The organism is Bradyrhizobium sp. 179 (assembly GCF_023073535.1).
Classification (GTDB): Bacteria; Pseudomonadota; Alphaproteobacteria; order Rhizobiales; family Xanthobacteraceae; genus Bradyrhizobium.
The window spans coordinates 179,714-204,681 of sequence record NZ_JADPJR010000136.1; the positions used below are offsets into that span (position 1 = coordinate 179,714).

Genomic DNA, 24,968 nt, shown 5'->3' on the forward strand with positions numbered 1-24,968 from the left:
CTAATGATATCGCCAACGCGCGATAAACAGCGCCGATTGCAATACCATGCTTATGAATTCCATGAGGATTAAGGAGTAGATTGTGTTTGTGCTGAACAGCGGGTAGACGGCCAGAATCGGCAAGACATTTGCGATCACTAGGAGCACCGTGGTCTCGACCGCCTTCGATCGAAGAATTAAGACACGCTGCAAGGTCGCCGCTATAGCGATGCCCAAGATACACGGGGAGTAGGCGGCAAGGCCTTCGGCGAACGAAGGATTGAATTTCCAGAGCGCGAGCGATCCTACGCCAACGGCGAGCGTGCCCAGAGCGCCGAGCCGAACAGTTGTGGAAGCTAGCAAGATGCCGAGCGGCGTCCATGTTTTTTGACGTAGCTCTTCCGTAAAATCTTTGATGTCGACGCGCAGGTAAAAGCCAAGCCCTTGATAGCCAATGCCGATAATCTGGCGGCAGTAGAGAAACAGCGCCACGAGACTGGCCGACAAGAACTGTGCTGCTAGCATGACTTGGGCGCGGAACAACAGTTGGCCCGGGAGCGCAGTGAGCATGTAGGGCAGTGATACCGCCGCGATGGTGAAGACGCGCCGCGGTGACAGCTCCGTGAAAGCGGAGCGCCAGGGAATTCGAGCGGCGAAGACCTGGAAGGCGACAGAAATACCGATGGAAAGTGCGAAGAGGCTGCCGAGCACACGACCCGCGGTTGGGAGCTCCAAATAAGTGCAAGCAGGCATCGCCACAGCGACACCCACGATAGAGATCGCCTGAGTCAAACCAGAGATGCCACTTCGGCCAGCACCATCAAGTATGCCGATGGCGTTGAAGCCATAACAAAGCATGCCCAGGCTTGCGAACTTCAGGTACTCATTGAAGAATGTAGTGGGTTGGCCGAGGCTGTAGATGAAAAAGGTGACGGCCAACACCGCCGCGCCGACGAAGCGCGATAGGCTGAGGGCAACATAGGTTGCGGCTGCCGAAGGTCCGTTTTCTTGTGGAGCGACGACCTCCTTGGCCAGGTACAGTGTCCCGCCCCAGTCGGTGATGAAAAAGACGAATGTCGTTACCGCGTTTGCCGTGCCGAATTCGGCGATCAATTGGTAATGCCGATGCCAGTACAGATACGAAGTGGCTAAGAACAGTGTGCCCTGGCCGAAGCCAAAGCTAACCATCAAGAGGACTAGATTGCGGATCTTCGGCGAAGATGCCAGCCCACCCAGGAGCCTCCGGGGCCGGATTAGAGAAGGGTTCATGCAGAAGATTGCGCTCGTTAGTATGCTGTGGGTCGGGCGAACGTGACGACCGCTGTCCCAAGCAAGATCCTCACATCCAACCACACGCTCCAATTATTGATGTACCACAGGTCATGCTCCACGCGCTTCTGCATCAGCTCGAGCGTGCGGGTTTCTCCGCGATAACCATTAACCTGGGCCCAGCCGGTGATGCCGGGCTTGACGTGGTGGCGGAAGGCGTAGTTGCCGATGATCTGCTCATATTCGGTGTTGTGGGCGGCCGCGTGCGGGCGGGGGCCGACCAGCGACATGTCGCCCTTGAGCACGTTGAGGAGCTGCGGCAGCTCGTCGATCGAGGTCTTGCGCAGCCATTTGCCGATTGGCGTGACGCGCGGGTCGTTTTTCTGCGCCTGCACGATCGTCGGGCCGTCCTCGAGCACGCGCATGGTGCGGAACTTGAAGATCCTGAACGCGCGCCCGCCAAAGCCGTGGCGGGTCTGGCGGAAGAACACCGGGCCCTTCGAGGTCAGCTTGATCACGATCGCGGTCACCAGCATCACCGGTGCGAACACCAGCAGCGCACAGCTCGCGCCAACGAGGTCCAGCGCGCGCTTGAGCGCGCGTTCGCGATAAGAGAGCGGGGCGCGGCGCAGCTCGGCGGTGAAGGTGTTGCCGGTGCCTTCGAGCGGATAGCGCAGGAAGCGCGCCGTGTTGGCGTCCGGCACCAGATGCACCGGAAGCGGCAGGATCTTCAGCACGTCCAGAATGCTGTCGATCGCATGCTGCCGGCTCCAGTTGATCAGCAGAAAGACGTGCTCGATCCGGTTCTCGCGCGCGTAACTGATCAGCTCCTCGAAGCGCGGCGCCAGCGAAGACAGCAGCAGCGGCGAATCGAGCTCCTTGGGCCGGACCTCCATCACCCGCATCAGGCGGTAGCCGTGCTGGCCGAGATCGTCGACCGCGTTGGACGAGGTGGCAAGGCCGAACTCGGCGATCATGATCGCGCGGCCGTTGGCGAAGGCGCCGGTGCGCAAGGCGTGCGCGGTCCAGCGCGCGGCGGCGGTTTTCCAGGCGATGAGGACGGCGAGGCCGACCAGATAGAACGAGATCGTGGTGCCGCGGGAGAATTCGTCGCTGACCTTCATCGTGAAGGCGATCGCCAGCAGCGCGCCGAACAGAAAGGTCCACGTCGTCAGCGTCATCCGGAAGGTGCGCGGCAGGTTCGTGATGTTCTTGAGGCGATAGCCCTGCTGCACGATGGTCAGAAGGACGAAATTGATCGCGACGAGCAGGCTCGCCGCCGCATAGACGTCCGCCTTGCCGAGCGTGCCCGCGGTCGCGACGTGATAGCCGACCGCGCAGCCGATCCCGCTGACCACGATCAGCGCCGCATCGATCACGGCCATCGACCGCTCGACAACCACAGGGCGCAACCAGCTCGGCGCAAAGCCTGCAGCTGTAGATGCAACTGGCTCGACCACGCCAATTTCCCCCGCCGAATCAGCGACGGGCACCGGTCGCGTGGAAAGAATAGTCATCCTGCCAAACCCATTGACGCAATATTCATTGCCCGAACGCGCCGTGCTATCGGTCAAAATCGCTGTTAGAACAAGGCGAAGGAAAAATTAACCTTACCCCACAAGCTTGCATTGTAGCCCATCTCGCCTCGTGACTGATATGTTAAATTTCATAACCCGTTAGGAAGTTCTCGTTGCCTCGAACCCAGTCCCGGCGGCGACCTCGGCCGAGAGGGAAGCAGTACCTCGCCATCGGCCTTGCAGTCGTCGCGTTGGTAGGAACCGTACTCCTCGTTCTTCGCCCCGATAGAACGCCGATACGAGCTCCGATAGCTTCCACGGCCGCCGCAGTGAAGCTTCTCCTGGACGGGCCATATGGCGCGCGGTTTGCCGGCGAACTCGCGGCATCCAGACAGGGATACTTCTCCACCCGCATTGAGGTGTCGGCCCAGCCTGAAGACTCTGACTTCGTCCAAACCATTGCACGCCAACATGCCATCGGCGTGACGAGCGGCCAGAAGTTCTTGCTGGCGAGCTGGCGTGGCGTGCCCGTGACCGCCTTTGCTGCGAGCTTTCTCGACACTTCTGTCGCGATTTTCACGCTCGAAGCCTCGGGATTGCGGCGACCGGCTGATCTGGTCGGAAAGCGGATCGGATACCGCAGGGCGAGTGAGGGAGACGTCGTTTTCGATGCCATGATGGCGCAGCTCGGGCTTCCCCGGAGTCAGATCACCAAGGTCCCAGGCCGCGACAGCTTCGAGGCTCTGGGCGCCGGGGAAGTGGATGCGATCATCACCGCAATCGACGAGCAACCCGACGCCTCGAGTTCGGCTTTCGTGAAGCTGAATGTCATCAAGCCGCAAGACTACGGCATCCATGTCCCTGGCTTGGTCTACTTCGCGAGCAATGGTCTCGTCCATGAACAGCCATCCATGATTGCCGACATCCTTCATGGGCTCATTCGAGGATGGCAATTTACCTACGCGGACTATGCACGGAGCGTGCCCGTTCTCGCCGGCGCCGGCCCGACCAGGCTGAGCTCTGAGCGGCTGAAATTCGAGCTGCAGCAGCAGCGGCCGTTGGTGCTGCCGACGGGCGGTCGTATTGGCGACTACGACGAAAGCCGCTGGCGGACGCTCCGGGATATTCTCATTTTCGCCAAGCTCGGCGAGGAAGACGTGCCGCTGGCACAGACGGTCAACTACCAGTTCCTTCGGGATGTGTACCGCCGTTCACCCGACCTCGCCGCCCCGGGTGCCTGGAGCGAGGAAAAGTAGGACCAAGAAGCCACACCTGTGCGCCATATCGACCCAAGAGGCCTTTGGCCGCCGTGGCATCGGTTGCTTTTCTACCGATCGCCTTGGTAAAGTTCGGTTGACTATTTGGGCTAGTCGCGGACCGCGACGTCGGCCGGCTGGGGTCTGACGAGCACGGGGATCAAATCCGCAGGGGCGAGGAGCGTTTTGGATGTTTAAGACGTTGATGCGAGCAGGTCTTTTGGCCGCAACTGTTGCCCTCGGCGCGGCGAGCGGAGCAAGCGCCGCAATGCAGATGCCCGCACCGGCAGCCCTGCTCACGGGCGAGAGCCAGGTGACGCCCGTTACGTTCTGGGCGCAGCCGTACCCATACCGCTATGTGCCGGTGCGCCGTTGCCCCCTGGTGCGGGTCGAGACGCCCTATGGCTGGTACATGGACCGCGTTTGCGCGCCTGTCGGCCCTGTCCTCCGTCGGGCATACTAAGCTTGGGCTGAACAAGCGGCGGCCGCCGTTTCTTGCAAAGATTTAAAGGCAGCCGCACAGCTCATGCGGCTGCCTTGCTCGTTTTTGTTTCGCAGAGTGCTGCTCTTTTGTGCGCGCAGCGCAGGTTCACCATGAATATCTTTGTCGGGCCGGGATAGGCTTTCGCATGGTGAAGATTGTGTTACCAGATCGGCGGGGCTGCATCGGCAGCGTGATTGCTTAAGGCGGCGGTGGGCCGGATTTCCTGGGAGTGGTGATCCGGCCAATCGGTCGCTGGTAGAGGATACGATGACAGGGGTTTCAACCTACGATCTCACGGGCAAACGTGTCTTTGTCGCGGGTCACCGCGGCATGGTCGGATCAGCTGTCGTCCGAAGGCTTGCATCAGAGAATTGCACTGTGCTGACGGCCGACCGGCGTGAGCTGGACCTCACAAAGGAAGAGCCCACGCTGAAATGGCTGCAGGCCAATCGTCCCGACGTTGTGGTGCACGCCGCTGCAAAGGTCGGCGGTATCGCAGCCAACAATAGTTTCCCGGTCGACTTTCTCTGCGACAATCTTGCGGTGGAATTGAACGTCATCCGCGCGAGTCACACGGTTGGCGTGCAGCGCCTGTTGTTCCTCGGCTCGTCCTGCATCTATCCCAAGCACGCCAAGCAGCCGATCGCCGAAAGCGAATTGCTGACGGGGCCGCTCGAGCCGACCAACGAGTGGTATGCAATCGCCAAGATTGCCGGCCTCAAGATGTGCCAGGCGTATCGTCGGCAATATGGCGATGATTTCATCTCGGTGATGCCGACCAATCTCTACGGCCGCGGCGACAACTATCATCCGGACCATAGTCACGTCCCTGCAGCGCTGATCCGGCGCTTCCACGAAGCCAAGATCGCCAATGCGCCGAGCGTCTCCGTATGGGGCACCGGCACGCCGCTCCGCGAATTTCTCAACGTCGACGATTTGGCAGATGCCTGCGTCTTCCTTCTGAAGAATTATTCGAGCGACCTACCGATAAACGTCGGCAGTGGTGATGAGTTATCGATCGCAGACTTCGCGGCGGCCGTAGCGGAAGTCGTGGGCTATGGAGGCAAGCTCGCGTTCGATACCTCCAAGCCTGACGGCACGCCACGCAAGCTGCTCGATAGCTCGAGAATTCGAGGGCTTGGTTGGCGACCGAACGTCGCTTTGCAGGCCGGTCTCGCGGCCGCCTACGCAGATTTCTTGGAAGGCTACGGACGTCATCTGGAAGTCAGCGCAACGCGCTGAGTAGACTACTTAGAAGCTTTTTTATTCTGAACTTTGACTTGGGCGGGGCTTTATGCGTGTTCTCTTGGTGGGCATCAACTATGCCCCAGATCTGATCGGCGTTGCGAAATACAACGCCGAGCTCTGCGAAAGTTTGGCAGCCGACGGTCATGAAGTTCGAGTCATTACGGCGCCTCCCTACTATCCGGCCTGGAAGATCCCTCCCGCTTTCAAATCATCGTACTTCAGATCGAGAGATATTGACGGCGTTCGAGTAACACGTGTGCCGATTTATGTGCCCGGACATCCCTCGGGCGCTAAACGGCTGGTCCATCACGCTTCATTCGCACTCACGAGCGCGGCCCCGGTCCTCTTCGAGGCCCTATCCTGGCGACCCGACGTTATGATCGCCGTCGCGCCATCTCTGATGTCGGCTGCCTTCGTCTCGTTCGTCGCTCGTCGCGTCGGTGCCAAATCATGGCTTCATGTGCAGGACTTCGAGGTGGACGCGGCGTTCGATCTTGGTCTGCTGCGCAATCATTCACTGCGCAAGTGGATGTTGAGAACGGAAGCTGCAATCCTCAAATCCTTCGATCGCGTCTCAACTATTTCTGAGGCGATGCTGCTGCGCCTGGTAATCAAGGGGCTAGCGCCCAACAAAGCGCTTGAGGTCAGAAACTGGATTGATACCAGCGCGATCTGCCCCGGATCACGAATGACAAAATACCGCCGGCAGTTAAACCTTGGCGAGGGCGATATTGTTGCGCTGTACTCTGGAACGATGTCGAACAAGCAGGGGCTCGATCTCGTAATCGAGGCTGCGGTCAGCTTGCAGCAAAGCCATCCAAATGTTCACTTTATTCTTACCGGCGAGGGGCCGCACAAAACGAGGCTCGAGCAGATGGGCGCCGGACATTCCAACGTCCATTTTTTCGGACTCCAGCCCAACGAGAGCTTTAACGAATTGATGGCGACGGCCGATTTTCATCTCATTCCGCAGAAGGCCGAGGCGGCCGATCTGGTGTTGCCCTCGAAACTTGGTGCGATCTTCGCGTCCGCGCGGCCGGTCATAGCGATGGCCGAAGAAGGTACGGGGCTGTCGGTGGAAGTGACCGGCGCCGGTCTCGTGATTCCGCCGGGAGATTTGTCAGCTCTGGAAGTTGCGATCTGCCAGCTCAGTGAGTCGCCCGCACTCCGCCGGCGTTACGGCGATGAAGGACGAAAGCGCGCCCTCGAGCGATGGGATCGGTGGACCATAGTCCGGCGGTGGGCGGAAGTCATGGCAGGCGAGTCCAACTCAACTGGGAAAGAGGAAAGCGGTTCGGCAGGCGCTAACGACAACGTTGCATTGCCGGTGGAGGATGCGGTTCGTGTGCCCTGAGGTGCCTGGCCTCAACGCTGCGATAGGATTGTCGACAGAGACTAGCCGGAAGTAAGTGCCGCGATGAGCGCTCACGCCCGAGTCTCGCTCGCTGCGATGCTTGACCCGACGGGATCTTCCTCAGAGGGCGGCTATTAGTTCTGCGGCGAGACGATCCATAAGCACTAGTGTGAAATTAACCGTGAGATGGTTTGCGTCTCTATAGACAACGACGCCGTCGCGAATGGCCGGACATACCAAGCCTGTGCAAATCGACGATGTTAGGTCGATCATGCGCGCGTTGTTGATGGACGAGACGGCACGTTGCTCTGCTTCGAACACTTCGTTGCTTGTAGTGAACGAAAGACTGCGACTGCAGGTGCTAAATGGTAAGCGCCGCCATTCCGCCCGAGCCCTCCTGTGGACACGCAGCCTGTTCCTGCTTCGTGCCCTTCCTACATACTAGCGCTATCCATGCCGAGAGCCTCGTCAGCAACACCTCCTCCAGGAGCTCGGCGCCGCTTGGCTGACCTTAACATGAGCAAGACGCCCAGTGTTCGAGGATGAGGTTTTCAACTTCAATCGCCATCAGTACGCACAAGAAACTCTACGGGATAACATCATTGTGGGGCCGAGCTTCTGTGAATGGGGCTCGACGTCCAGAGCTGCTTTGCGATGGGCAGCGGTGAGACTTGCATGTTTGACCACCATGCCTTCTCGTTGCCTTTTCGGTGCAGCTGTTGATGATGTGCCCTGCACAAAGGAACGGTAAATTCGTCACTCACTTTGCGTCCCAAGGATCTAGGCTGAGCGAACTTGACGTGATGTGGATCGCAAGGCGTCTGCTTGCAGATCAGACACGGTTGTGTTCTGACGAACTGTAAATGTGCCTTGCTTCGCTTCCGCGCTGGCTCCTTGGGAAAGGCCAGCTGACCCTGCAAGTCGGCGCGGGAATTGTCTCCAGAATGATTCGCTTCACCCGAGGAGAAATCCTCCTGAGTTTGTCCACGACCCGCTGGGGCGAGTTGGTCTTCCGCAACTTTAGTACCGAATGATTCCAGCTTCGTGAGTTTCTGTTGATAAGCATCTTCGACGCTGCGGGCATCGGCCTGAGCGAGGGAGTTCTTAATAGGTAGGGTTCTCTTTGCCCAAACCAGAAGATCGTCGCTTGTTTCCAAAGGAGCGATTTCACCGAGCAGTTGGTCGCGCAGCTCGGAGGATTTATTCTGGTTTAGGATTGCTGGACGCTCCCCATTGATCTTGGGAGACTTGCTCTTGGGGCTTGGGGCCATGCTCGGCTCAGGCGGCGGCGTGGGCGGCGCGGCCGAACTCTCAGGAGCATCGAGATCATCCTCACCGGCAATGCCAACTAGTGCAAAGAGCGCATACCTGCGCGCGTATGTGAGTGCCGCTCCCATTCGATGGGGAGCCTCCAGGTCTTTGCTGGCACACACCGGAAGGTCCGACGAAATCCACTCCCCCGACGAGTGGGCAAGAAGCGTGGTGAGGTAGATATGGCCGGTCGCCGGCTCGGTTCGCGTCGTCTGAATTGTTGCAATTTCTTGCTGGCTCAACGTCTTCCGCACGACGTCAAGCCCGCTTGCGAGCGAGGCGTAGCGGAAGGTTCGGCTTCCTTCTCTCGGGAACGGCGAGTAGATGGTGGCAGTGAGTGTCTTCTCAGGATTCGTCAGCTCGCCCTGTGCTTTGGCTAAAGCCGCGGCGATGGCGCCAATGCGCTCACTGGACCGGTGCATGAGCGACCTCCATCGAGAACACCTCGAAGCTGATTGCGCCTGTTTTGGAGCGTTTGGCCTTGATGCCGTGACCAGTCGCTTCCTTCGCGTCCTCAGGCACCAGCTTCTTCAGTTCGGCCTTGGCAAGTTCATGATCGCTATGGGCTTCCCGAGTGCGAAGATAAATTGCAGCCAGCTCTGCCCAAGAATTGGATGCTGCCATGTCGACGACCTTGACCGCCTCAAGCCGCGGCCGGGGCGTCTCGATGTTGAACAGCACGGGCGGCTTGCCGGTCTGCACGCAACGCCAGAACTTCTTTTCCGCAGTGAGGAGGAGGTGCTGGTACAACGGGTCGGCATGAACAGTGATCTCGACCCACTTGCCGCCTCCGGTAATGATCGAAAGCACTGCTGAACGTGCCGCCACGACCCACATGTTGTGCTGGAGCTGTGCCATGTGTTTCTCGGCTGCCGCTTCTTCGGAGAAATTCCAGGGCAGCATGAACTTGGCCTCATACACCGCACCGGTTTGCTGCACCCTTCCGTCCAAAGTAGCCCCCATCCATTTGTGGATCGGGTGTCTGACCTTTCTCTGCACGTCTTCAACGGTGTGGCCGCTCGCGCGCTCATACCAAGTGCGGTTGAGGTCTTCGGTGATGCTGCCGAGCTGGACGATCAAGTCGTTGCTGAAATCCTGTGGCAGCGCTTCGCCCCGCTTCTCCCGCCAAAGCCGGAGCAGCTTGTCCTGATCGCCGCCCATGATGATCCGCGCGTCGGATCCCCCGATGTAGTCTGAACGTGAAGTCCAAGTCGCATTGGTCGGCTTCATTAATCTGCTCCATCGAAAAACGACAGATCTGATTATAATGTACATTTTAGACGAATCAATCGTTTTTCGACATATTGCTTTGAGGAGCTTCGAATGATTTCTCCCATGCAATGTCGAGCCGCGCGCGGTCTCTTGGATTGGAGCCAGCAAATGCTGGCTGATCGCGCAAAGGTTGGGATTGTTACCATTCGCCAACTTGAGGCGGGTACTCACGAACCTCGGCGGGCGACGTTACAGGTCGTGCGCTCGGCTTTCGAAGAGGCGGGCGTTGAGTTCATTGATGAGAATGGTGGCGGCGCCGGCGTCCGCCTGCGGAAACCAGCACGCTAGTCGGCCCGCAGCTTAAGGCGCGTGGCGCGGCCCTAGATTGCTACTGTCGGGAAAGCTTTCTTCCGCCACGCAGCGGTCGCGGCGGTGGCTCGTTCCGAGCCGGCGTAGCGAACAGCTCAATAATCGGGCCGTCGCTATTGCAACACCAACGTGGTGATGACTGCGGGTGCCGTTACCCGCGTCAACTACACGGGTCCGACCGGCAGCCTGCTCACAGGTGCGGAGCAGCGCGCCTTCGCTGTCGAGAACTGCACCAGGTAAAGCAGGGCGAGTTGCAATGACACCGAAAGCCTGTCTGCGGCCGCTGTGGGGCTCAATTGAGCGATCCGCCAGAAGTCCGGTTCGCGTGGGCCCTCTACCACTACCGCAAACCCGCTGCAGCGGTAGGAGTACTTGCCTTTTTGGCGCTCGCGGCTTGGCAGCCCTGGCACGCCTTTGGCGAACCGCAAAACTTGCTTGAGTGCCAGGAGAAGGCGGCTCGAACCGCGCGCTCGAATGCCGCAATGCATATCTTGTTGACAGCATGTTCATCACGGTTTCGATGAGATTGCGCGAACTACCTCGAAGCGCCCGAATATTTAGCTTGGTACGTCAGGCTTTGAGCTTCAACATCTATGCGATGGGCGAGTGCCCTCGGGTTCACGCGAGTTGGTCCGAAGGTGCGTCGGAATCTTTCAATCCGGCTCACGTAACCTTCCTTGCATTTTCCAAGGCATAGGAACGCATAGCTAGCGTCGAAGTATTTTGGTCGCGAGAAACTTGAAAAGCGGGGGCTTTGTGCCCTGAGGCCAGGGCAGGGCCGTATAGTCGAGGCCGACCGCGTCCACCAAGCTCCGCATGCCCTCGGACCAGCCGAGCAATTCGATCATTGAGCGGCAATCGAGCCGCTTGTCCTGAGCCCATCCCTCGAGGAGATCGGCTAGTCCGGATAATTCAAACCCCGACAAAGCGACGAGATGGTGGACAGAAGGCGTGGCATAATAGCGCCGCACCGCTTCGGCCTCATGAGAAGCGATAGGCCGTTCGAAGGGTCTTCTGTGTACGACGAAGTCACGGATGTCGTATTCCAACCGACATTCACATCTGCGCTTTGCAGCTGTCATTGCCTTGCCGCTTAGCTCAAGGATGTGAGACATCTTCAAATGAAGACGGCTTTGCATGTTTAAATCGCTGCCTCTGTAGGCCGCCACGAGAGTGGTGAACTGCTTTGCATAGAGCAGTAGCAAACGTTCAGAACCAAAATATCTGTTCTTCATTCATTCAGCCGAATCGCAATGGGCAGAGCTGGCGCAACGTGTTGGACCAAAGAAATGGGGACCCATTTATCGGTCCGCTAGAGCTATCGTTGGAAGTAGTTTTCGGAAACCAATTACCGTCTCCGCGGCGTCGCCCGTGAGCAGATGCGAGAGCTAACCCGCATTTCTCACAGTATTGAGGCGCATCGGGGCGCGAATCAACGAAAGTTCTTTTGCGAGAAGGACTTTGCGATGATTCAAGGAATGCCCCGATGCCGACAGAGTGTAGCGCAGAACGTTTTGATTTTGGAGTGGTGGAAGGCCGGGCTGTGGAAGCGGCCTTTGATGCTGGGCTGGTGACGTCGGATGCTGGAGCGCTGCTTCTGGGCGCCACCGATCGAGCGATCGATCTGGTGGGGCGCTTTGCAGCTTGCTTTCGCGATCATCGCCGCGCGGACCTGATCGAGCATGCGGTCGAGACGTTGATCGGACAGCGGGTCTTTGGCATTGCGCTCGGCTACGAAGATCTCAACGACCATGATGAACTGCGGCACGATCCGCTGATGGCGGTGCTGGCGGGCAAGCTTGCGGCCCGGCGGCAGGACTGCGCACCGGTGGCCGGCAAGTCGACGCTGAACCGGCTGGAGCTGAGCCGCAGCGAGCCTTCGCGCTATCACAAGATTGCCTATGACGCGGCGGCGATCGAGGCGCTGCCGGTGATGCTGTTCCTGGAGGCCCACGAGCGACCGCCGGCGCAGATCATCCTCGATCTTGACGCCACCGACGACCCGCTACACGGCCATCAGGAGGGACGCTTCTTCCACGGCTACTACGACTGCTACTGCTATCTGCCGCTGTACGTGTTCTGTGGCCGGCATCTGTTGGCAGCCAAGCTGCGACCCTCCGATATCGACGCCAGCGCGGGCAGCGTCGCGGAGGTCGAGCGGATTGTCCGGCAGATCCGCGCCCGCTGGCCGTTCGTGCGCATCCTGCTGCGGGCGGACTCAGGCTTTGCGCGCGAGGCGCTGATGGCGTGGTGCGAGCAGAACCGCGTGGACTACCTGTTCGGGCTCGCCCGCAACACGCGCCTGGTCGCCATGATCGAAGAGGAGCTTGCCACGGCTCGCGCTGCGGCCGAGAAGACCGACCGACCGGCGCGCCGCTTCAAGGACTTCCAATGGAGCACGCTCGGCACCTGGAGCCGAAGGCGCCGCGTCGTCGCCAAGGCGGAGTGGACAAAAGGCGAAGCCAATCCGCGCTTCGTCGTGACCTCGCTCAAGCGGGCCGAGGCGGGCGCGCGACAGCTCTACGAAGACATTTACTGCGCCCGCGGCGACATGGAAAACCGCATCAAGGAGTGCCAGCTCGACCTCTATGCCGACCGGACGTCGGCGGCGACCATGCGCGCCAACCAACTGCGGCTGTGGTTCGCCGCAATGGCCTATGTGCTGATCTGTGCTCTGCGGCGCATCGGCCTTGCCGAAACCACTTTTGCCGACGCCACCTGTGGCACCATCCGCCTCAAGCTCCTCAAGATCGGCGCACTGGTGCGCATCAGCGTCCGCCGCATCAAAATCGCCATGGCTTCGGCCTGCCCAGCCGCCCAGGAATGGGGACACGTGGCCCGCCGCCTGGCCGAAACCGCCAAGGCCCGCGCCGCACCCACCTGACACGCGAAGCTGCGACGCGCTCAATCGGCGGCATCACCAACAGGTCCAAAGGAGACACTCAAAGCCAAATCGCCACCCGCGCCTCCAGCGCAACGGCTCCTCATCACCTTCGCTAGACCTTCTATCCTCTGTCGCACAGCTATCGGCCGTGTGAGAAATGCGGGCTAACGTCGCGGCGTTCGTCCGCGTATACGGTCGAAGCCCTGCTTGATCGCTGCGAAGCGCTTGTCGATGAAGTATCGGTGAAGATGTAGGGCCGGTCGTTTTCGATGGCCTCGCGAGCCAGTTCGCCCACATAGAGCGGATCAATGCCGTTAATGATCCGTTCCTGCAGTGCCTTGATTGACCCGGCGCGGGGCCTTCTGTCGGCGGAGGGCTGTCGACAGCCCCAGCAAATCGCTGCGGCACGTTAGAAACGGGGCTGGACCACTTATTGTCGAACTTAGCGAATGGCTGGTGTAGGCGTTCCGGAGGCGCAGACAGCCTGAACGCCACCGTCATTCGATGACGACCGGCCGCTCGGCATGGAGTGGTCGGTCCGCATCTGTCCGAGAATGTGCTTGCCCCGCCGGATTTCAGTGAGGGATAGGCATAAGCGGCGAGCTCTGCTGGATTAAAGCTATTTCGGCTCGGCCAGCTCGCTGGCGAGCGGCTGCAACGCCTTCGTCATATCGTCGAGGCGCTTCTGCCATTCGGCCCCGGGCATGAAAGCGAGGACAGGTGCGTCACCGGGAGAGCTCTTGACGTATTCGGAATCGCTGAGGCTTTCGGCGATCGCGGCTTCCAGTATCTTGGCGAGATCGTGGGGCGCGCCCTTTGGCAGCGCAAACCCTCGCTCCGCGGTCATGATGACGGGAACGCCGGCTTCATCGGCGGTCGGAACACCCGGCAATGATGGGGAACGAGCCTTCGACAGGATTGCAATGGCCCGGAGTTCTCCCTTGTTGGTGCCGTGGAGCTCAGGCACTTCGCTCAGGCTGACCATGCCGACGTCCAGATGGCCGCCGAGGACGTCGGTCCTCTGCGCCGCTGTCCCGCGATAGGAAATCTCGTTCGGCTCGACGCCGGCGGCCTTTGAAAGCATGCGGATGGCCAAATGGCCGTTCGTGCCAGCGCCGTTATGGCCGAATGTGACCGAACCGGGCTTCTTGCGTAATGCGCCGAGCACACTTTCCAGCGTCGTGAACGGGCTGTCGTTGCGAACGACGATCACGCTGGGATCGTCGACCACGCGCGCGACCAGACGGATCTCGTCCATGGTGTATTGGGTCTTCCGCGTCATCGGCAGGAAGTTGTAGCCGGGCACGTTGACCACGCCCATCGAGTAGGCATCGGGGGCCGCGCGTGCGATCGCGGTGAACGCGATCTCGCCGCCGGCGCCGGGCTTGTTGAGGACGACAAATCTCGCGTTTCCGAGCCTCTTCTCGACGAAAGGAAGAAGCTTGCGGGCCATGACGTCGGTCCCGCCACCCGCGGCGAAGCCAACCACGACCTCGATCGGTTTGTCGTCGGGCCATGCGGCCATCGCCGATCCCGAAGCGGTCAGGCCAAGCATCAGTATGACTGTTCGAACCTTCCTCAACATGAAGGCTGCCCTTTCATTCTTCGTAATAAACAATTATCCGGCTGTTCTGTCGTGACCTGCCTGGCCCCGAGCCCTTGCCAACCTCTTCCAGCACTATCGATGCGATGCCATGACTCGTCCAGCAACGGGAACGCGCGCGACCAGGATGCAGCCGCTCTCGGATTCCGTGATGTAGAGGCTCTTGTTGTCGGCGCCGCCATAGGCCACGTTGGTGGTGGCTAGGCCCTGGCAGGAGCGGATCCGATAGAGTGGCTCGCCGAGGCGGCTGAAGATCCAGACCGTGCCAAGGCCGGCGTGAGCGATGGCAAGGTTGTCCTGCTCGTCCATCGCGAGGCCGTCGGGGCCGCCGAGGCTCCCGGACAGTTGGATGAAGATCCCGACCTTCGATGCGGTGCCATCAGGCATCAGCGGTATTCGCCAGATCGCATTGCCCCGCGTGGCGGCAACGTAAAGGATATGTTCGCTGCCGTTGAGCACGAGGCCGTTCGGACTGGGGACGTTGTTGACGATCTGGTCGAGCGTTCCGTCCACGCGTAGGCGATAGACGCGGCCAGTTGGGTCGTGCATGCCGGTCTGGCCCTGGTCGGTGAAGTAGATGTTGCCGTTACCGGCGAAGACCAGGTCGTTGACGCCCTTGAAACGCTCCGACCAGCGTCGCTCCAGCATAGAGGTGACCTTGCCGCTGGCCGGGTCGAGCGTCATGAGGCCATGACGATAGTCCGTGATCACGATCCGCCCGTTGCACGCGATCTTCAATCCGTTCGGCTCGCCGTCGTATTCGGCGACCAGCGTGAACTCCCCCGCCGGCGAGATCCGGAAGATCCGCCCATAGGGAATATCGACGATATAGAGATTGCCGTCGCGGTCGAACGACGGACCCTCGATGAAGGAGTCCGCGGTCAGGCCGCGGCGGTTGACCAGCGACCAGGCATTGTCGGGGTCCTTGCGGCGGAATTTGTCCGGCAGGCGGGCGAAGACCTCGGTCTTGATCTCTTGGGGTGGTGCGTACATTAGGGCATCTCGCTTAAGGCACGGCAGTGACTTGTGAAGGCAGCCACATTGCGATTTCGGGGAACATGACGAGCAGGCCGAGCAGCACGAACATGATCAGGTGAAACGGGATCGTGCCCGCGACGACGTCGCTCAGCTTGCCGGTCCAGATGCTCTGGATCACGAACAGATTGATGCCGATCGGCGGGGAGATCTGGCCCATCTCGATGAAGAGGACCAAGATCACGCCGAACCAGATCGCATCGATGCCGTACTGAACGAGAACGGGATAGAGCAGCGGCACCGTCACCACGATCATGCCGAGGCTTTCGACCAGGCAGCCCAGCACCGTGTAGAGAACGAACAGGGCGAAGAAGAAATCCAGCTTCGAAAGCTTAAGATTGACCAGGAATTGGGTGATCTGCTCACCGACGCCGGCGTAACTGATCGCGTAGGAGAACAGGAAGGCGGCATAGACGATGAACAGGATGTTGCCGCACACGCGCACGGTGGTCTGCAAGGCGCGCCGGAGGATCGCGACGCTGAACTCGCCCCAGAACACCGCAATGATCATCGCCAGCACGCAGCCGACCGCCGCTGCCTCGGTCGGCGTGACCAGCCCCGAATAGATGCTGCCGATGGTCCCGCCGATCAGCGCCATGAAGGGGATGACGTCGAGCAGAGCTGCGAGGAATTCGCGAACCGACCGGGCGCCGACTTCGATTGGAGCGGTCCCGGCCTTGAACCAGGCATGCACCGCGATATAGGCCATGAACATCGCCGTCAGTAGCAGGCCGGGCATCACGCCGGCCATGAACAGTTTTGCGACGGAAGTCTCGGTGAAGGTGCCGTAGACGATCATCGCGATACTCGGCGGGATCAGGATGCCCAGCGTGCCTCCCGCCGCCAGCGAACCCGCGGACATCCGCGGACTGTATTTGCGCTTCTGCAATTCGGGGAGCGCGACACGCCCGATCGAGGCGGCGGTGACCACGCTCGAGCCGCTGATGGCGGCGAAGATCGCGCAACCGGCGATGTTGGTTTGCAGCAGGCCGCCGGGGATCCAGGACACCAGCTTGGACAGGCCATGATAAACCCGCAAGCTAAGGCGGCTCTCCTGAAGGATTTCTGCCATCAGGATGAACAGGGGAATGGCACTCAGCGTGAAGCTGTTCATGCTGCCCCAGCTGACGAGGCCGATGCCCTTCAAGCCGGGGAGGCCTGCGTGCAGGAGCAAATAGAGGACGGATGGCACCGTGATCGCAAACGGGATCGTCATGCCTGCGCAAAGCAGGCCGATGAAGATCGCCAGCACAAAAATCAGTTCGACGCCCGCGGTCATGGCTGCGCACTCCTGCGAAGGCAGTGAACCCTGGCCAGGATGGTCCGGACGAGGGCGAGGCAGAGCAGGAACATGCCGATCGCCATGGTGGTTTGTGGCATCCACAGCGGCGTCTGGAGCGGCGTGGGCGCCACGTCCTCCGAGCGCCACGAGTTCATGACCAGGCGCGCGAGCTGCCAGGTGATAAATGCGGAGGCGACCAGCGACATCAGGTCGAACAGGATCTGCGAAATAAGCCGGGCGGATTGTCCGAGGCGGGCCTGGACCAGTTCGACCCGGTGAAACGCGCCATGGGCTTCGGCGACTGACATGCTCAGGAAGGTCGTCGCCACCAGCAGATAACCGCCGATCTCGTCGGTGATCTGAAGCGACGTCGCGAACACATTGCGCGCAATCGCCTCGGCCCCGATCAGGACGATCATGCCGATCAGCAAGAGCGCGCAGACGGCTTCCGAGGCGTTCTCCACCGGGCCGGGGCCCGATGAGACGTTGTCGATGAGGTGGATGGCGCCGTCAGGCGCCACCTCCTTGATCTCGATGCTGCTGGCCATGTCCGATCACCGGCCGAGCGCCGCACGAACCTGCTTGAGCGCCGCCGCAGCATCCGGCCCCTTCGCCTTTGCCCATTCGTCCCAATAGGTCGAGATTACCTTCGTACCGACGTCGAGATCGCCGGGCTGTTGCTCGGTCACCGTCATGCCGCCTTCGGCGAACTTCTTGCTGAGACTGTCTTCCTCATCCGCCATGGCCTTGGTGATCAGCGGCATGTTGTCGGTAACGGCCTTGCGGACCTTGGCCTGGATCTCCGGCGACAGCTTGTTAAAGCGGTCCTTGTTCACGATGACGACGGAGTTGAAATAGTTGATGCCTAGCCGGTAGTTGAACTTCAGCAGGTCCTTCCAGGTATTTCCGCCGCCGGTGTTCGCCGTGAGCACGCCGTCGACGATGCTGCGGTCGAGTGCGGAGGGAACTTCCGGGGCGCCGAGCGTGACCGGCACGCCGCCGAGCCGCTTGATGAATTCGCTCTGCTCGGGCGACGTCACGCGGATCTTCTGGCCCTTGATGTCGGCCAGCGCGGTCAGCTTCTTGCTCGAGAATGAGACTTGGTAAGGGTATAGGTACTGTCCGAGCACCAGCACGCCCTTCTTCTCGAAAGCTTTCTCCAGGTACGGCGCCATAATGTCCGCTGCCTTCTTGTATTCATCGAGAGAGCGGATCAGCATCGGCAGCCGCAGGACACCGCCGATCGGCACGTTGCCGAGGAAATACCCGTCGTCGCCCATCTGCACGACGTCGTCGCTGACGGCCTGGGTGATGGTGGTGGTGTTGATGGGGAGCGATCCTCCGAGGTGCAGCCGGACCGACAGCTCGCCGCGGGTGTCCTTTTCAATCTGCTCGGCGACGGCATTCATGCCCTTGGCCGCTGCCACAGTTGCTACGGGATTGTAGATGTAAAGATCCCATTTCTCGGCGGCTGCGGCTGGCGCCGCGAAGCCGGCCAATGCAATAGCCCCTGCGATCACGCCCGCAAGTTGGCGACGGCTCGTCGATATCATTGTTTTCTCCCAAGTCTTTTTTTGGTTGGGCGAAACTATGTTTGATCGCCTTCCCGCCAGCAAGAGAGCGAAGGGGCGTAATCAATCGCATATGTGATAATTGGCGCGACCGGGCCGAACCGTATTGATCCGATTGCAATCACGTAGAAGTTGGACGTCCCGCCCGGCACGCGCCAGTCGGCGCGGCAAGTTGAACAAGAGAGCTTCCGGATGGACACGACCCCTGCAGACGGCCCGTTAGGCGGAATTCGCGTCATCGACCTGACCAACGTGATCATGGGACCGTTTGCGACCCACATCATGGCCGATCTCGGGGCCGACGTGATCAAGATCGAGAGCGAGGAAGGTGATTCTTTCCGGACTTACCGGCCCAATCGCCATGAAGGCATGGCCGGCGGCTTTCTCCATCTCAACCGCAACAAGCGCAGCGTCATGCTCGATCTGAAGCAGCCGTCGGGGATGGATGCCCTGCGCAACCTGATCGCGACGGCCGACGTGTTCGTCCACTCGCTGCGGCCCAGGGCCATCGACAAGTTAGGGTCGGCTATCAGGTAGTTCGCGCCATCAAGCCTGAGATCATTTATTGCGGCGCTTACGGGTTTAGCGAGAAGGGGCCTTACCGCGACAAGGCCGCCTATGACGATATCATCCAGGCCGGCTCCGGGCTCGCTGCATTGCATATGGCCGCGCGCGGCGAGCCGGCCTTCATGCCGACGGTGCTGTGCGACAAGCTGTCCGGGCAGGCGATCGCCTATTCGGTGATGGCAGCCCTGTTCCAGCGTGAGCGCGGCGGCGGAGGTCAGGCGATCGAGGTGCCGATGTTCGAAACCACGGCGGAATTCGCCTATATCGAGCATCTGCTTGGCTTCGCCTTTGAGCCGTCCCTCGGCAATCCCGGCTATAGCCGAGTCGTCAGTCCGCGCCGGAAGCCGTTTCGCACGCGCGACGGATACATGTGCATCCTGCCCTATTCGGATCGCAACTGGCGCGACTTCTTCGACTTCGTCGGCCGTCCCCAACTGAAGTCCGACACCCGCTTCTTTCCGCTGGTCGAGCGGGCAGCCCATCTCGAGACGCTCTACGAAATTATCGAGCAGGAAGCCGCCAGGCATTCCACGGCCGCTTGGGTGTCGTTCTGCGACGAGGTCAGCATTCCCTGCATGCCCGTGCTCGGCCTCGCCGATCTGCCCGACGACGAGCACATGAAGGCGGTCGGCATGTTCAGCCGGGCCGAGCACCCGTCCGAAGGAGCGTACAAATCAATCCGGGCGCCGGTGTCCTTCAGCTCGGCGCCGTTCCGGCTCCGCCGCCATGCGCCGCGGCTAGGTGAGCATACGGCCGAGATCCTCGCGGAAATCGGCGTGGACGCCGCGGAGATGGCTTCCATCAGCGGCAGTCGCAAGTGAGGCGCAGTTGACGACTGATATTCCGCCAAACAACGACTTTTGATGAATGGAGGCTAGAATGCGCGCATTCCGGTTCGAATTCCTCAAATTGCCGCCCGAGGCCGACGAGATGAGGCGCAAGGCCCGCGCCTTCCTGCAGGAGGAGCGTGACAACGGCTGTTACGCGGCCCACCGGACATCCTGGTCGACATTCGATCCGGAGTTCAGCAAGCGCGCCGCCAAGGCGGGCTTTATCGGCATGACCTGGCCGAAGCAATATGGCGGCGGCGAGTACTCCAACCTGCAGCGCTTCGTCGTGACCGAGGAAATGCTCGCGGCCGGTGCGCCGGGGGGCGCGCACTGGATCGCGGATCGGCAGTCCGGGCCGCAGATCCTCAAGCACGGCAGCGAGCGGGCGCGGGAGCTGATCCTGCCGAAGATCGCGATGGGCGAATGCTATTTCGGCATCGGCATGAGCGAGCCTGATTCCGGCTCCGACCTTGCGGCGGCCCGCACCAAGGCGGACAGGGTCGATGGCGGCTGGGTCATCAACGGCACCAAGATCTGGACCTCGAACGCGCATCGCGTTCATTACCTGATCGTGCTGGCCCGCACCGAGCCGCCGAGCGAGAACCGTCACGCCGGCCTGTCCCAGTTCATCGTGGATACGGGCTCGGAAGGTATCGAGATCAGGCCGATCATGAACCTGTCTGGCGGGCACGAATTCAACGAGGTGTTCTTCAAGAACTGCTTCGTTCCCGACGACATGATGATCGGAAAGCCCGGTGAAGGCTGGACGCGGGTGACGGGCGAACTGGCGTTCGAGCGCGCCGGCCCGGATCGTTTCATGTCTGACATCCGGCTCCTGGTCGAACTGGTCGACAAGATCGGGCGCGAGCCGAATGAGCGGCAGGCGGTCGAGATTGGCCGGCTGGCGTCTCACTTCGCCACGCTGCGCAGGATGTCGTCGTCGATCGCCGGGCTTCTGGAGCGCGGCGAGAGCCCGGTCACGGAAGCCGCCCTCGTCAAGGACGTCGGAACGGCATTCGAAAGGGAGGTTCCGGAAATGGTGCGGAAGCTGTTGCCGATCGAGGCGAGTCTTGATGACGACGACGAGTATTCGCAGGCGATGGCGCATGTGCTGCTGCACGCGCCCTCGTTCACCATTCGCGGCGGCACGCCGGAAATTCTGCGCGGGATGATTGCCCGCGGTCTTGGCCTGCGCTGACGGGGAGGACGCCATGGAAGACATGTCCGCTATTGTGCTCGAACAGGCCGATCGCTTGTTTGCGCAACACATTGACAAGAAGGTTCTGTCCGCGGCCGACGCAGGGCAGTGGCCCGATGCGCTCTGGAGTGCGGTGGAAGACGCCGGATTGCCGCTGGCGCTAGTGCCCGAAATGAACGGCGGGGCGGGGCTGGCCCCGGACGTTGCGGCAAACCTGATCCGCAGGTGTGCATTTCATTCCGTTCCGCTGCCGCTGGCGGAGACCATGATCGCCAACGCGCTCTGGGCCGACGCCGGCGGCGAGGTCATCGCGGGTGCTGTGACGCTTGCGCCGGTCAATCCCCAGGATCGCATCACCCTTACGTCGAATGCCACGGGCTCAACGCTGCAGGGCATCGCGCGACATGTTGCCTGGGGCAAGCAGGCGCCGTCTGTGCTGGTCCTTGCTCGCGACGCGAATGGCAAAGCCTTCCTGTGCCGCGTGCCGAGCGGCAAGACGCGCTCGAACAAGACGCGTCGGAACGTTGCCTATGAGCCGCGCGAAGACGTCGATTTCGGCGGCGTGCGATTGGCCGCGAGCGACATCTTGCCGGCGCCCGCCTGCCTCGGCGCCGATGGCCTAATGCCGTTTGGCGCCGCCATCCGTGTCCAGCAGATGATCGGCGGGATGGAGCGGTGCATGGAGTATGCGCTGTCCTACGCCAATGAGCGCGTGCAGTTTGGCCGCCCGATCGCGAAATTCCAGGCGATCCAGCACATGCTGGCGATTGCGGCAGGCCAGTTTGCCGCGGCGTCGGCGGCGGGTGATGCGCTCACGAAATCGCCGAGGCTGGGCGATGACACGCTCGCCGTTGCGATCGCAAAATCCCGGTGCGGCGAATCTGCCGGGCAGGTCGCCGCGCTCTGCCATCAGGTCCATGGCGCGATGGGATTTACCCAGGAGCATCCGCTGCACTACGCCACCCGTCGTCTCTGGTCGTGGCGCGACGAATGGGGCGCTGAGCCCTGGTGGCAGGAAAAAATCGGCCGGATGATCTGCCAGCAGGGCGGCGAAGGCTTCTGGTCGCTGCTCGTCGATCGGCCGGCAGTCGCCGGCGCCGCCTAGCTCGAGGAGGTTGGACGTAGACGGCGCTGCACGACGAGCGATTGCAAGTTGCGCATAAGCGTCTGACATCTCCGCTACATCTCAAACTTCAAACCGCGAGTATAATCTCCGCCAGCGATGTCGAGATTACTGCGGCTTGGGACAATCAAGAACAAACGACACGCCGTTAGCTCGCGGTCACGGTCTTGGCGGGAGGGAGAATTTGAAAATGCAGAGAAGACAACTCGTCCTTGACGCTTTCGCTCTATTCACAAGTTTCTGTGTCGCTTCGGCTGCAATCGCCGGCAACTACGACACGGGTGCGACGGACAGGACAATCAAGCTCGGCCAGACCATGCCCTATTCGGGGCCGGCCTCGGCCTATTCCGCGATTGGTCGCGCCGAGATCGCTTATTTCAAGATGCTCAACGACAAGGGCGGCATCAACGGACGCAAAGTCGAGCTTCTCAGCATGGACGATGCATATTCGCCGGCGAAGACGGTGGAGCAGGTGCGGCGTCTCGCCGAGAGCGATGAAGTTTTGGCGATGTTCTCGATGCTCGGAACTGGTCCGAACATCGCGGCGCAGAAGTATCTCAACGCCAAGAAGATACCGCAACTATTTCCGTCGAGCGGCGCCAGCCGCTGGAATGACCCGCGGCATTTCCCCTGGACCACCGGTTCGCAGCCGACCTACAGGACGGAGGGGCGGATCTACGCGAAATGGATTCTGGCGAACAAGCCGGACGCCAAAATCGCCGTCATCACGCCGAACGAGGATCCGGGGCGCGACTATCTTGCGGGCTTCAAGGAAGGGCTGGGCGAGCACGTCAATCAGATCGTCTCTGAAGCCGTCTACGAGACATCCGATCCGACCGTCGACTCGCAGATAGTTAAGTTCAAGGCCGCCGGCGCCGACGTTATCTTCAACGAGTGCACGCCGAAATTCGCGGCGCAAGCGATCAAGAAAATCGCGGAGCTCGGCTGGAAGCCGCAGATCATCCTTCCCGCCGTCTCCAATTCCGTGGGCTCCGTGTTGGTACCGGCCGGGCTCGAGAATTCCATCGGCATCGTCACCGGCGCCTTTCAGAAGGATCCCGGCGATCCGCGGTGGGAGAATGACGCTGGCATGAAGGCCTGGCGCGAGTGGATGAAGACGTATAATCCCGGAGCTGATCCTGCCGACATCTTCAACGTCACCGGCTACACCATGGCGCAGATCATGGAGTTGGTGCTACTACGTGCCGGCAACGATCTGACGCGCGCGAACCTGATGAAGCAGACGCAGTCGTTCAAGGATGTCGAGCTGCCGATGCTGCTGCCGGGCATCAAGCTCAATACCTCGGCCGAACAGGTCACGCCGATCCGCCAGTTGCAGATGGCGCGGTTCAACGGCAAATCTTGGGAGCTGTTCGGCGACGTGATCGGCGAATAGTCCAGACGCAATGACAAGCGGGCAGGTGCTCCAGCTTTTTCCGCTTGGCATTTATTGGTCGATTCCTCCAGCCCCAGTTGAAGAAATGCTGACAGGTCCCCTCAGCGGTATCCGCGTTCTCGATCTGACTAGCGTGCTGTTCGGTCCCTATGCCGCGCAGATGTTAGGCGGCTGGGGCGCCGATGTCATCAAGGTCGAGCCGCCCGCCGGCGATACCTGGCGCTACACGGGTGTATTTCGTAACCGCGGCATGAGCGGCCAATTCATGGCGGTCAACCGTAACAAGCGCAGCCTCGCGCTCGATCTGAAGAAGCCCGAGGGCAAGGCCGCGCTCGCGAAGCTGATCCCAACCGTCGACGCGCTCGTCACGAATGTGCGCCCGGCCGCGATGGCGCGTCTTGGCTTCGGTTACGAGGCCTGCGCGACACTCAATCCCCGGCTGATCTATGCTGCGGCCACCGGCTTCGGCCAAGACGGTCCGTGGGCGGCGCGACCCGCCTTCGACGAAATAATCCAAGCTGCGTCAGGGCTTGCGTCATCGATCGGATCGGACGAGGAGCCTGAATTTGTCCCGAGCCTGATCGGCGACAAGATCTGCGCGATGGCGATGGTCGGCGCGGTCTCCGCCGCTCTATTCCGGCGTGAGCGCAGCGGGCAGGGCCAGATGGTCGAAGTGCCAATGCTGGAAACCATCGCCAGCTTCAACAGCATCGAGATGCTAGGCGGCCACGCCTTCGATCCGCCAATCGGCCCGATCGGCTACAAGCGAATGAAGAATCGGCGCCCGGTGCGAACCAAGGATGGTTGGCTGACCATGCTGCCTTATTCCGGGGACAACTGGTGTGGGTTTTTTGAAGCCGTGGGCCGCCCTGAATTGAGCGATGAACTCGGCGTGCGCGATCCCGTGCTACGCTCCCAGAACATCGACAAAATCTATGACCGCATGAGTGAGATCGGCCTGACCCGCACCACCGCTGAGTGGGAGGAATTACTGCTCCGGCTAGACGTGCCGCACACCGCCTTCGCCCGGCTTACTGAGATCGGGGAGCAGCCGCATCTTGCCGCCGTTGGGCTGTTCGCAGACGTCGATCACCCAACCGAAGGACGCATCCGGCAGGCGCGCCCGGCGACGAAATTCTCGGAAAGCCCGGCCGGCATCCATCGCGTCGCGCCGCACCTCGGCGAGCATTCGCGCGAGGTGCTGCGCGAGGCCGGCCTGAGCGAGGCCGAAATCCAGGCCGCCATCGACAGCAAGGCCGTCACTGCCGCATAGCTCCATGCACATCGGCCAATTCGGCCTGAGAGTAGTTTCTCTTGACTTTGCTCCTGCTGATCTGGGGCGCTCGCTTTCGGAGCGCGGCTCGGCGCTCGCATCGGTGCTTGAAGGGCAACGCAGCCCAACGGACCGGGCTGGTCAACCCCGTCGTCCCTCGGAGACCATGCGTGTATTCTGAAACTCGATCATGCGCTTGCCGAAGAC

General features: G+C 60.9%; 20 protein-coding genes and 1 pseudogene. 11 read left to right on the forward strand and 10 right to left on the reverse strand.

From position 1 onward, the window contains the following. A complete protein-coding gene (locus tag IVB12_RS31845) occupies nucleotides 1–1,092 on the reverse strand; it encodes a hypothetical protein (protein ID WP_247305342.1) in 1,092 nt (363 codons plus the stop codon). A gap of 173 nt (nucleotides 1,093–1,265) precedes the next feature. Further along, entirely contained in the window at nucleotides 1,266–2,633 is a 1,368-nt protein-coding gene (locus IVB12_RS31850) for an undecaprenyl-phosphate glucose phosphotransferase (RefSeq protein WP_247305345.1), read from the reverse strand. Nucleotides 2,634–3,094: 461 nt separating this feature from the next. Here IVB12_RS31850 and IVB12_RS31855 point away from each other — a divergent pair, with 461 nt between their 5' ends. From IVB12_RS31855 to IVB12_RS31870, 4 genes are all read left to right on the forward strand, one after another. Beyond that, entirely contained in the window at nucleotides 3,095–4,021 is a 927-nt protein-coding gene (locus tag IVB12_RS31855; protein ID WP_247305348.1) for an ABC transporter substrate-binding protein, read from the forward strand. A 190-nt stretch (nucleotides 4,022–4,211) separates the two neighbouring features. Continuing rightward, nucleotides 4,212–4,484: a hypothetical protein gene (locus IVB12_RS31860; RefSeq protein ID WP_247305350.1), complete on the forward strand. Its 273-nt coding sequence runs from the start codon at nucleotides 4,212–4,214 to the stop codon at nucleotides 4,482–4,484. Between the two features lie 288 nt (nucleotides 4,485–4,772). Next, nucleotides 4,773–5,747, forward strand: a complete 975-nt coding sequence (locus IVB12_RS31865) for a GDP-L-fucose synthase (protein WP_247305354.1) — start codon at nucleotides 4,773–4,775, stop codon at nucleotides 5,745–5,747. A 52-nt stretch (nucleotides 5,748–5,799) separates the two neighbouring features. Then, the gene (locus tag IVB12_RS31870; RefSeq protein ID WP_247305356.1) at nucleotides 5,800–7,107 is read left to right on the forward strand and encodes a WcaI family glycosyltransferase; all 1,308 of its coding nucleotides are present in this window, start codon (nucleotides 5,800–5,802) and stop codon (nucleotides 7,105–7,107) included. A gap of 599 nt (nucleotides 7,108–7,706) precedes the next feature. Here the strand turns inward: IVB12_RS31870 and IVB12_RS31875 are convergent. Together IVB12_RS31875 and IVB12_RS31880 are read right to left on the reverse strand one after the other, a co-directional pair. Further along, a complete protein-coding gene (locus tag IVB12_RS31875) occupies nucleotides 7,707–8,840 on the reverse strand; it encodes an ERF family protein (protein WP_247305358.1) in 1,134 nt (377 codons plus the stop codon). Further along, nucleotides 8,824–9,648 (reverse strand): YqaJ viral recombinase family protein, encoded by an 825-nt coding sequence (locus IVB12_RS31880; RefSeq protein WP_247305360.1) that lies wholly within the window; start codon nucleotides 9,646–9,648, stop codon nucleotides 8,824–8,826. The genes IVB12_RS31875 and IVB12_RS31880 overlap by 17 nt, the downstream gene beginning before the upstream one ends. Before the next feature lie 93 nt (nucleotides 9,649–9,741). Here IVB12_RS31880 and IVB12_RS31885 point away from each other — a divergent pair, with 93 nt between their 5' ends. Further along, nucleotides 9,742–9,978: a helix-turn-helix transcriptional regulator gene (locus tag IVB12_RS31885; protein WP_247305362.1), complete on the forward strand. Its 237-nt coding sequence runs from the start codon at nucleotides 9,742–9,744 to the stop codon at nucleotides 9,976–9,978. A 728-nt stretch (nucleotides 9,979–10,706) separates the two neighbouring features. Here the strand turns inward: IVB12_RS31885 and IVB12_RS31890 are convergent. Beyond that, complete coding sequence (locus IVB12_RS31890; protein ID WP_247305365.1) at nucleotides 10,707–11,234, reverse strand: hypothetical protein; 528 nt, start codon at nucleotides 11,232–11,234, stop codon at nucleotides 10,707–10,709. Nucleotides 11,235–11,485: 251 nt separating this feature from the next. On the opposite strand from IVB12_RS31890, the gene IVB12_RS31895 reads away from it, so the two are divergent. Further along, entirely contained in the window at nucleotides 11,486–12,883 is a 1,398-nt protein-coding gene (locus IVB12_RS31895) for an IS1380 family transposase (RefSeq protein WP_247305369.1), read from the forward strand. A 619-nt stretch (nucleotides 12,884–13,502) separates the two neighbouring features. On the opposite strand, the gene IVB12_RS31900 is transcribed toward IVB12_RS31895, so the two are convergent. From IVB12_RS31900 to dctP, 5 genes are all read right to left on the reverse strand, one after another. Next, nucleotides 13,503–14,408, reverse strand: coding sequence for a tripartite tricarboxylate transporter substrate binding protein (locus IVB12_RS31900; protein WP_247305372.1), 906 nt, complete (start codon nucleotides 14,406–14,408; stop codon nucleotides 13,503–13,505). A 153-nt stretch (nucleotides 14,409–14,561) separates the two neighbouring features. Next, nucleotides 14,562–15,479: an SMP-30/gluconolactonase/LRE family protein gene (locus tag IVB12_RS31905; RefSeq protein WP_247305374.1), complete on the reverse strand. Its 918-nt coding sequence runs from the start codon at nucleotides 15,477–15,479 to the stop codon at nucleotides 14,562–14,564. A gap of 13 nt (nucleotides 15,480–15,492) precedes the next feature. Further along, nucleotides 15,493–16,800 carry a TRAP transporter large permease gene (locus tag IVB12_RS31910; protein ID WP_247305376.1) on the reverse strand — a complete coding sequence of 436 codons (1,308 nt, stop codon included), beginning with the start codon at nucleotides 16,798–16,800 and terminating at the stop codon, nucleotides 15,493–15,495. Next, nucleotides 16,797–17,351, reverse strand: coding sequence for a TRAP transporter small permease (locus IVB12_RS31915; protein WP_247305378.1), 555 nt, complete (start codon nucleotides 17,349–17,351; stop codon nucleotides 16,797–16,799). The genes IVB12_RS31910 and IVB12_RS31915 overlap by 4 nt, the downstream gene beginning before the upstream one ends. Nucleotides 17,352–17,357: 6 nt before the next feature. Beyond that, entirely contained in the window at nucleotides 17,358–18,356 is a 999-nt protein-coding gene (dctP, locus tag IVB12_RS31920; RefSeq protein WP_247305380.1) for a TRAP transporter substrate-binding protein DctP, read from the reverse strand. 276 nt (nucleotides 18,357–18,632) lie between these two features. Between dctP and IVB12_RS31925 the strand changes: the two are divergent. From IVB12_RS31925 to IVB12_RS31945, 5 genes and pseudogenes are all read left to right on the forward strand, one after another. Beyond that, nucleotides 18,633–19,762: pseudogene (locus tag IVB12_RS31925) on the forward strand (CoA transferase). Nucleotides 19,763–19,820: 58 nt separating this feature from the next. Beyond that, complete coding sequence (locus tag IVB12_RS31930; RefSeq protein ID WP_247305382.1) at nucleotides 19,821–20,969, forward strand: acyl-CoA dehydrogenase family protein; 1,149 nt, start codon at nucleotides 19,821–19,823, stop codon at nucleotides 20,967–20,969. Between the two features lie 13 nt (nucleotides 20,970–20,982). Continuing rightward, nucleotides 20,983–22,074 carry an acyl-CoA dehydrogenase family protein gene (locus IVB12_RS31935; protein ID WP_247305384.1) on the forward strand — a complete coding sequence of 364 codons (1,092 nt, stop codon included), beginning with the start codon at nucleotides 20,983–20,985 and terminating at the stop codon, nucleotides 22,072–22,074. Nucleotides 22,075–22,282: 208 nt separating this feature from the next. Beyond that, on the forward strand, nucleotides 22,283–23,488 hold the full coding sequence (locus IVB12_RS31940; protein ID WP_247305386.1) for an ABC transporter substrate-binding protein: 1,206 nt from the start codon (nucleotides 22,283–22,285) through the stop codon (nucleotides 23,486–23,488). 85 nt (nucleotides 23,489–23,573) lie between these two features. Beyond that, complete coding sequence (locus IVB12_RS31945) at nucleotides 23,574–24,761, forward strand: CoA transferase (RefSeq protein WP_247305388.1); 1,188 nt, start codon at nucleotides 23,574–23,576, stop codon at nucleotides 24,759–24,761. The last annotated feature ends 207 nt before the right edge of the window (nucleotides 24,762–24,968 follow it).

Excerpts from the sequence above, each read along its gene's own strand:
- IVB12_RS31850 (WP_247305345.1), bottom strand. The coding sequence starts at position 2,633 with ATGGCCGTGATCGATGCGGCGCTGATCGTGGTCAGCGGGATCGGCTGC.
- IVB12_RS31860 (WP_247305350.1), top strand. The coding sequence starts at position 4,212 with ATGTTTAAGACGTTGATGCGAGCAGGTCTTTTGGCCGCAACTGTTGCC.
- IVB12_RS31865 (WP_247305354.1), top strand. The coding sequence starts at position 4,773 with ATGACAGGGGTTTCAACCTACGATCTCACGGGCAAACGTGTCTTTGTC.
- IVB12_RS31870 (WP_247305356.1), top strand. The coding sequence starts at position 5,800 with ATGCGTGTTCTCTTGGTGGGCATCAACTATGCCCCAGATCTGATCGGC.
- IVB12_RS31875 (WP_247305358.1), bottom strand. The coding sequence starts at position 8,840 with ATGCACCGGTCCAGTGAGCGCATTGGCGCCATCGCCGCGGCTTTAGCC.
- IVB12_RS31880 (WP_247305360.1), bottom strand. The coding sequence starts at position 9,648 with ATGAAGCCGACCAATGCGACTTGGACTTCACGTTCAGACTACATCGGG.
- IVB12_RS31885 (WP_247305362.1), top strand. The coding sequence starts at position 9,742 with ATGATTTCTCCCATGCAATGTCGAGCCGCGCGCGGTCTCTTGGATTGG.
- IVB12_RS31890 (WP_247305365.1), bottom strand. The coding sequence starts at position 11,234 with ATGAAGAACAGATATTTTGGTTCTGAACGTTTGCTACTGCTCTATGCA.
- IVB12_RS31895 (WP_247305369.1), top strand. The coding sequence starts at position 11,486 with ATGCCGACAGAGTGTAGCGCAGAACGTTTTGATTTTGGAGTGGTGGAA.
- IVB12_RS31900 (WP_247305372.1), bottom strand. The coding sequence starts at position 14,408 with ATGGCCGCATGGCCCGACGACAAACCGATCGAGGTCGTGGTTGGCTTC.
- IVB12_RS31905 (WP_247305374.1), bottom strand. The coding sequence starts at position 15,479 with ATGTACGCACCACCCCAAGAGATCAAGACCGAGGTCTTCGCCCGCCTG.
- IVB12_RS31910 (WP_247305376.1), bottom strand. The coding sequence starts at position 16,800 with ATGACCGCGGGCGTCGAACTGATTTTTGTGCTGGCGATCTTCATCGGC.
- IVB12_RS31915 (WP_247305378.1), bottom strand. The coding sequence starts at position 17,351 with ATGGCCAGCAGCATCGAGATCAAGGAGGTGGCGCCTGACGGCGCCATC.
- dctP (WP_247305380.1), bottom strand. The coding sequence starts at position 18,356 with ATGATATCGACGAGCCGTCGCCAACTTGCGGGCGTGATCGCAGGGGCT.
- IVB12_RS31930 (WP_247305382.1), top strand. The coding sequence starts at position 19,821 with ATGCGCGCATTCCGGTTCGAATTCCTCAAATTGCCGCCCGAGGCCGAC.
- IVB12_RS31935 (WP_247305384.1), top strand. The coding sequence starts at position 20,983 with ATGGAAGACATGTCCGCTATTGTGCTCGAACAGGCCGATCGCTTGTTT.
- IVB12_RS31940 (WP_247305386.1), top strand. The coding sequence starts at position 22,283 with ATGCAGAGAAGACAACTCGTCCTTGACGCTTTCGCTCTATTCACAAGT.
- IVB12_RS31945 (WP_247305388.1), top strand. The coding sequence starts at position 23,574 with ATGCTGACAGGTCCCCTCAGCGGTATCCGCGTTCTCGATCTGACTAGC.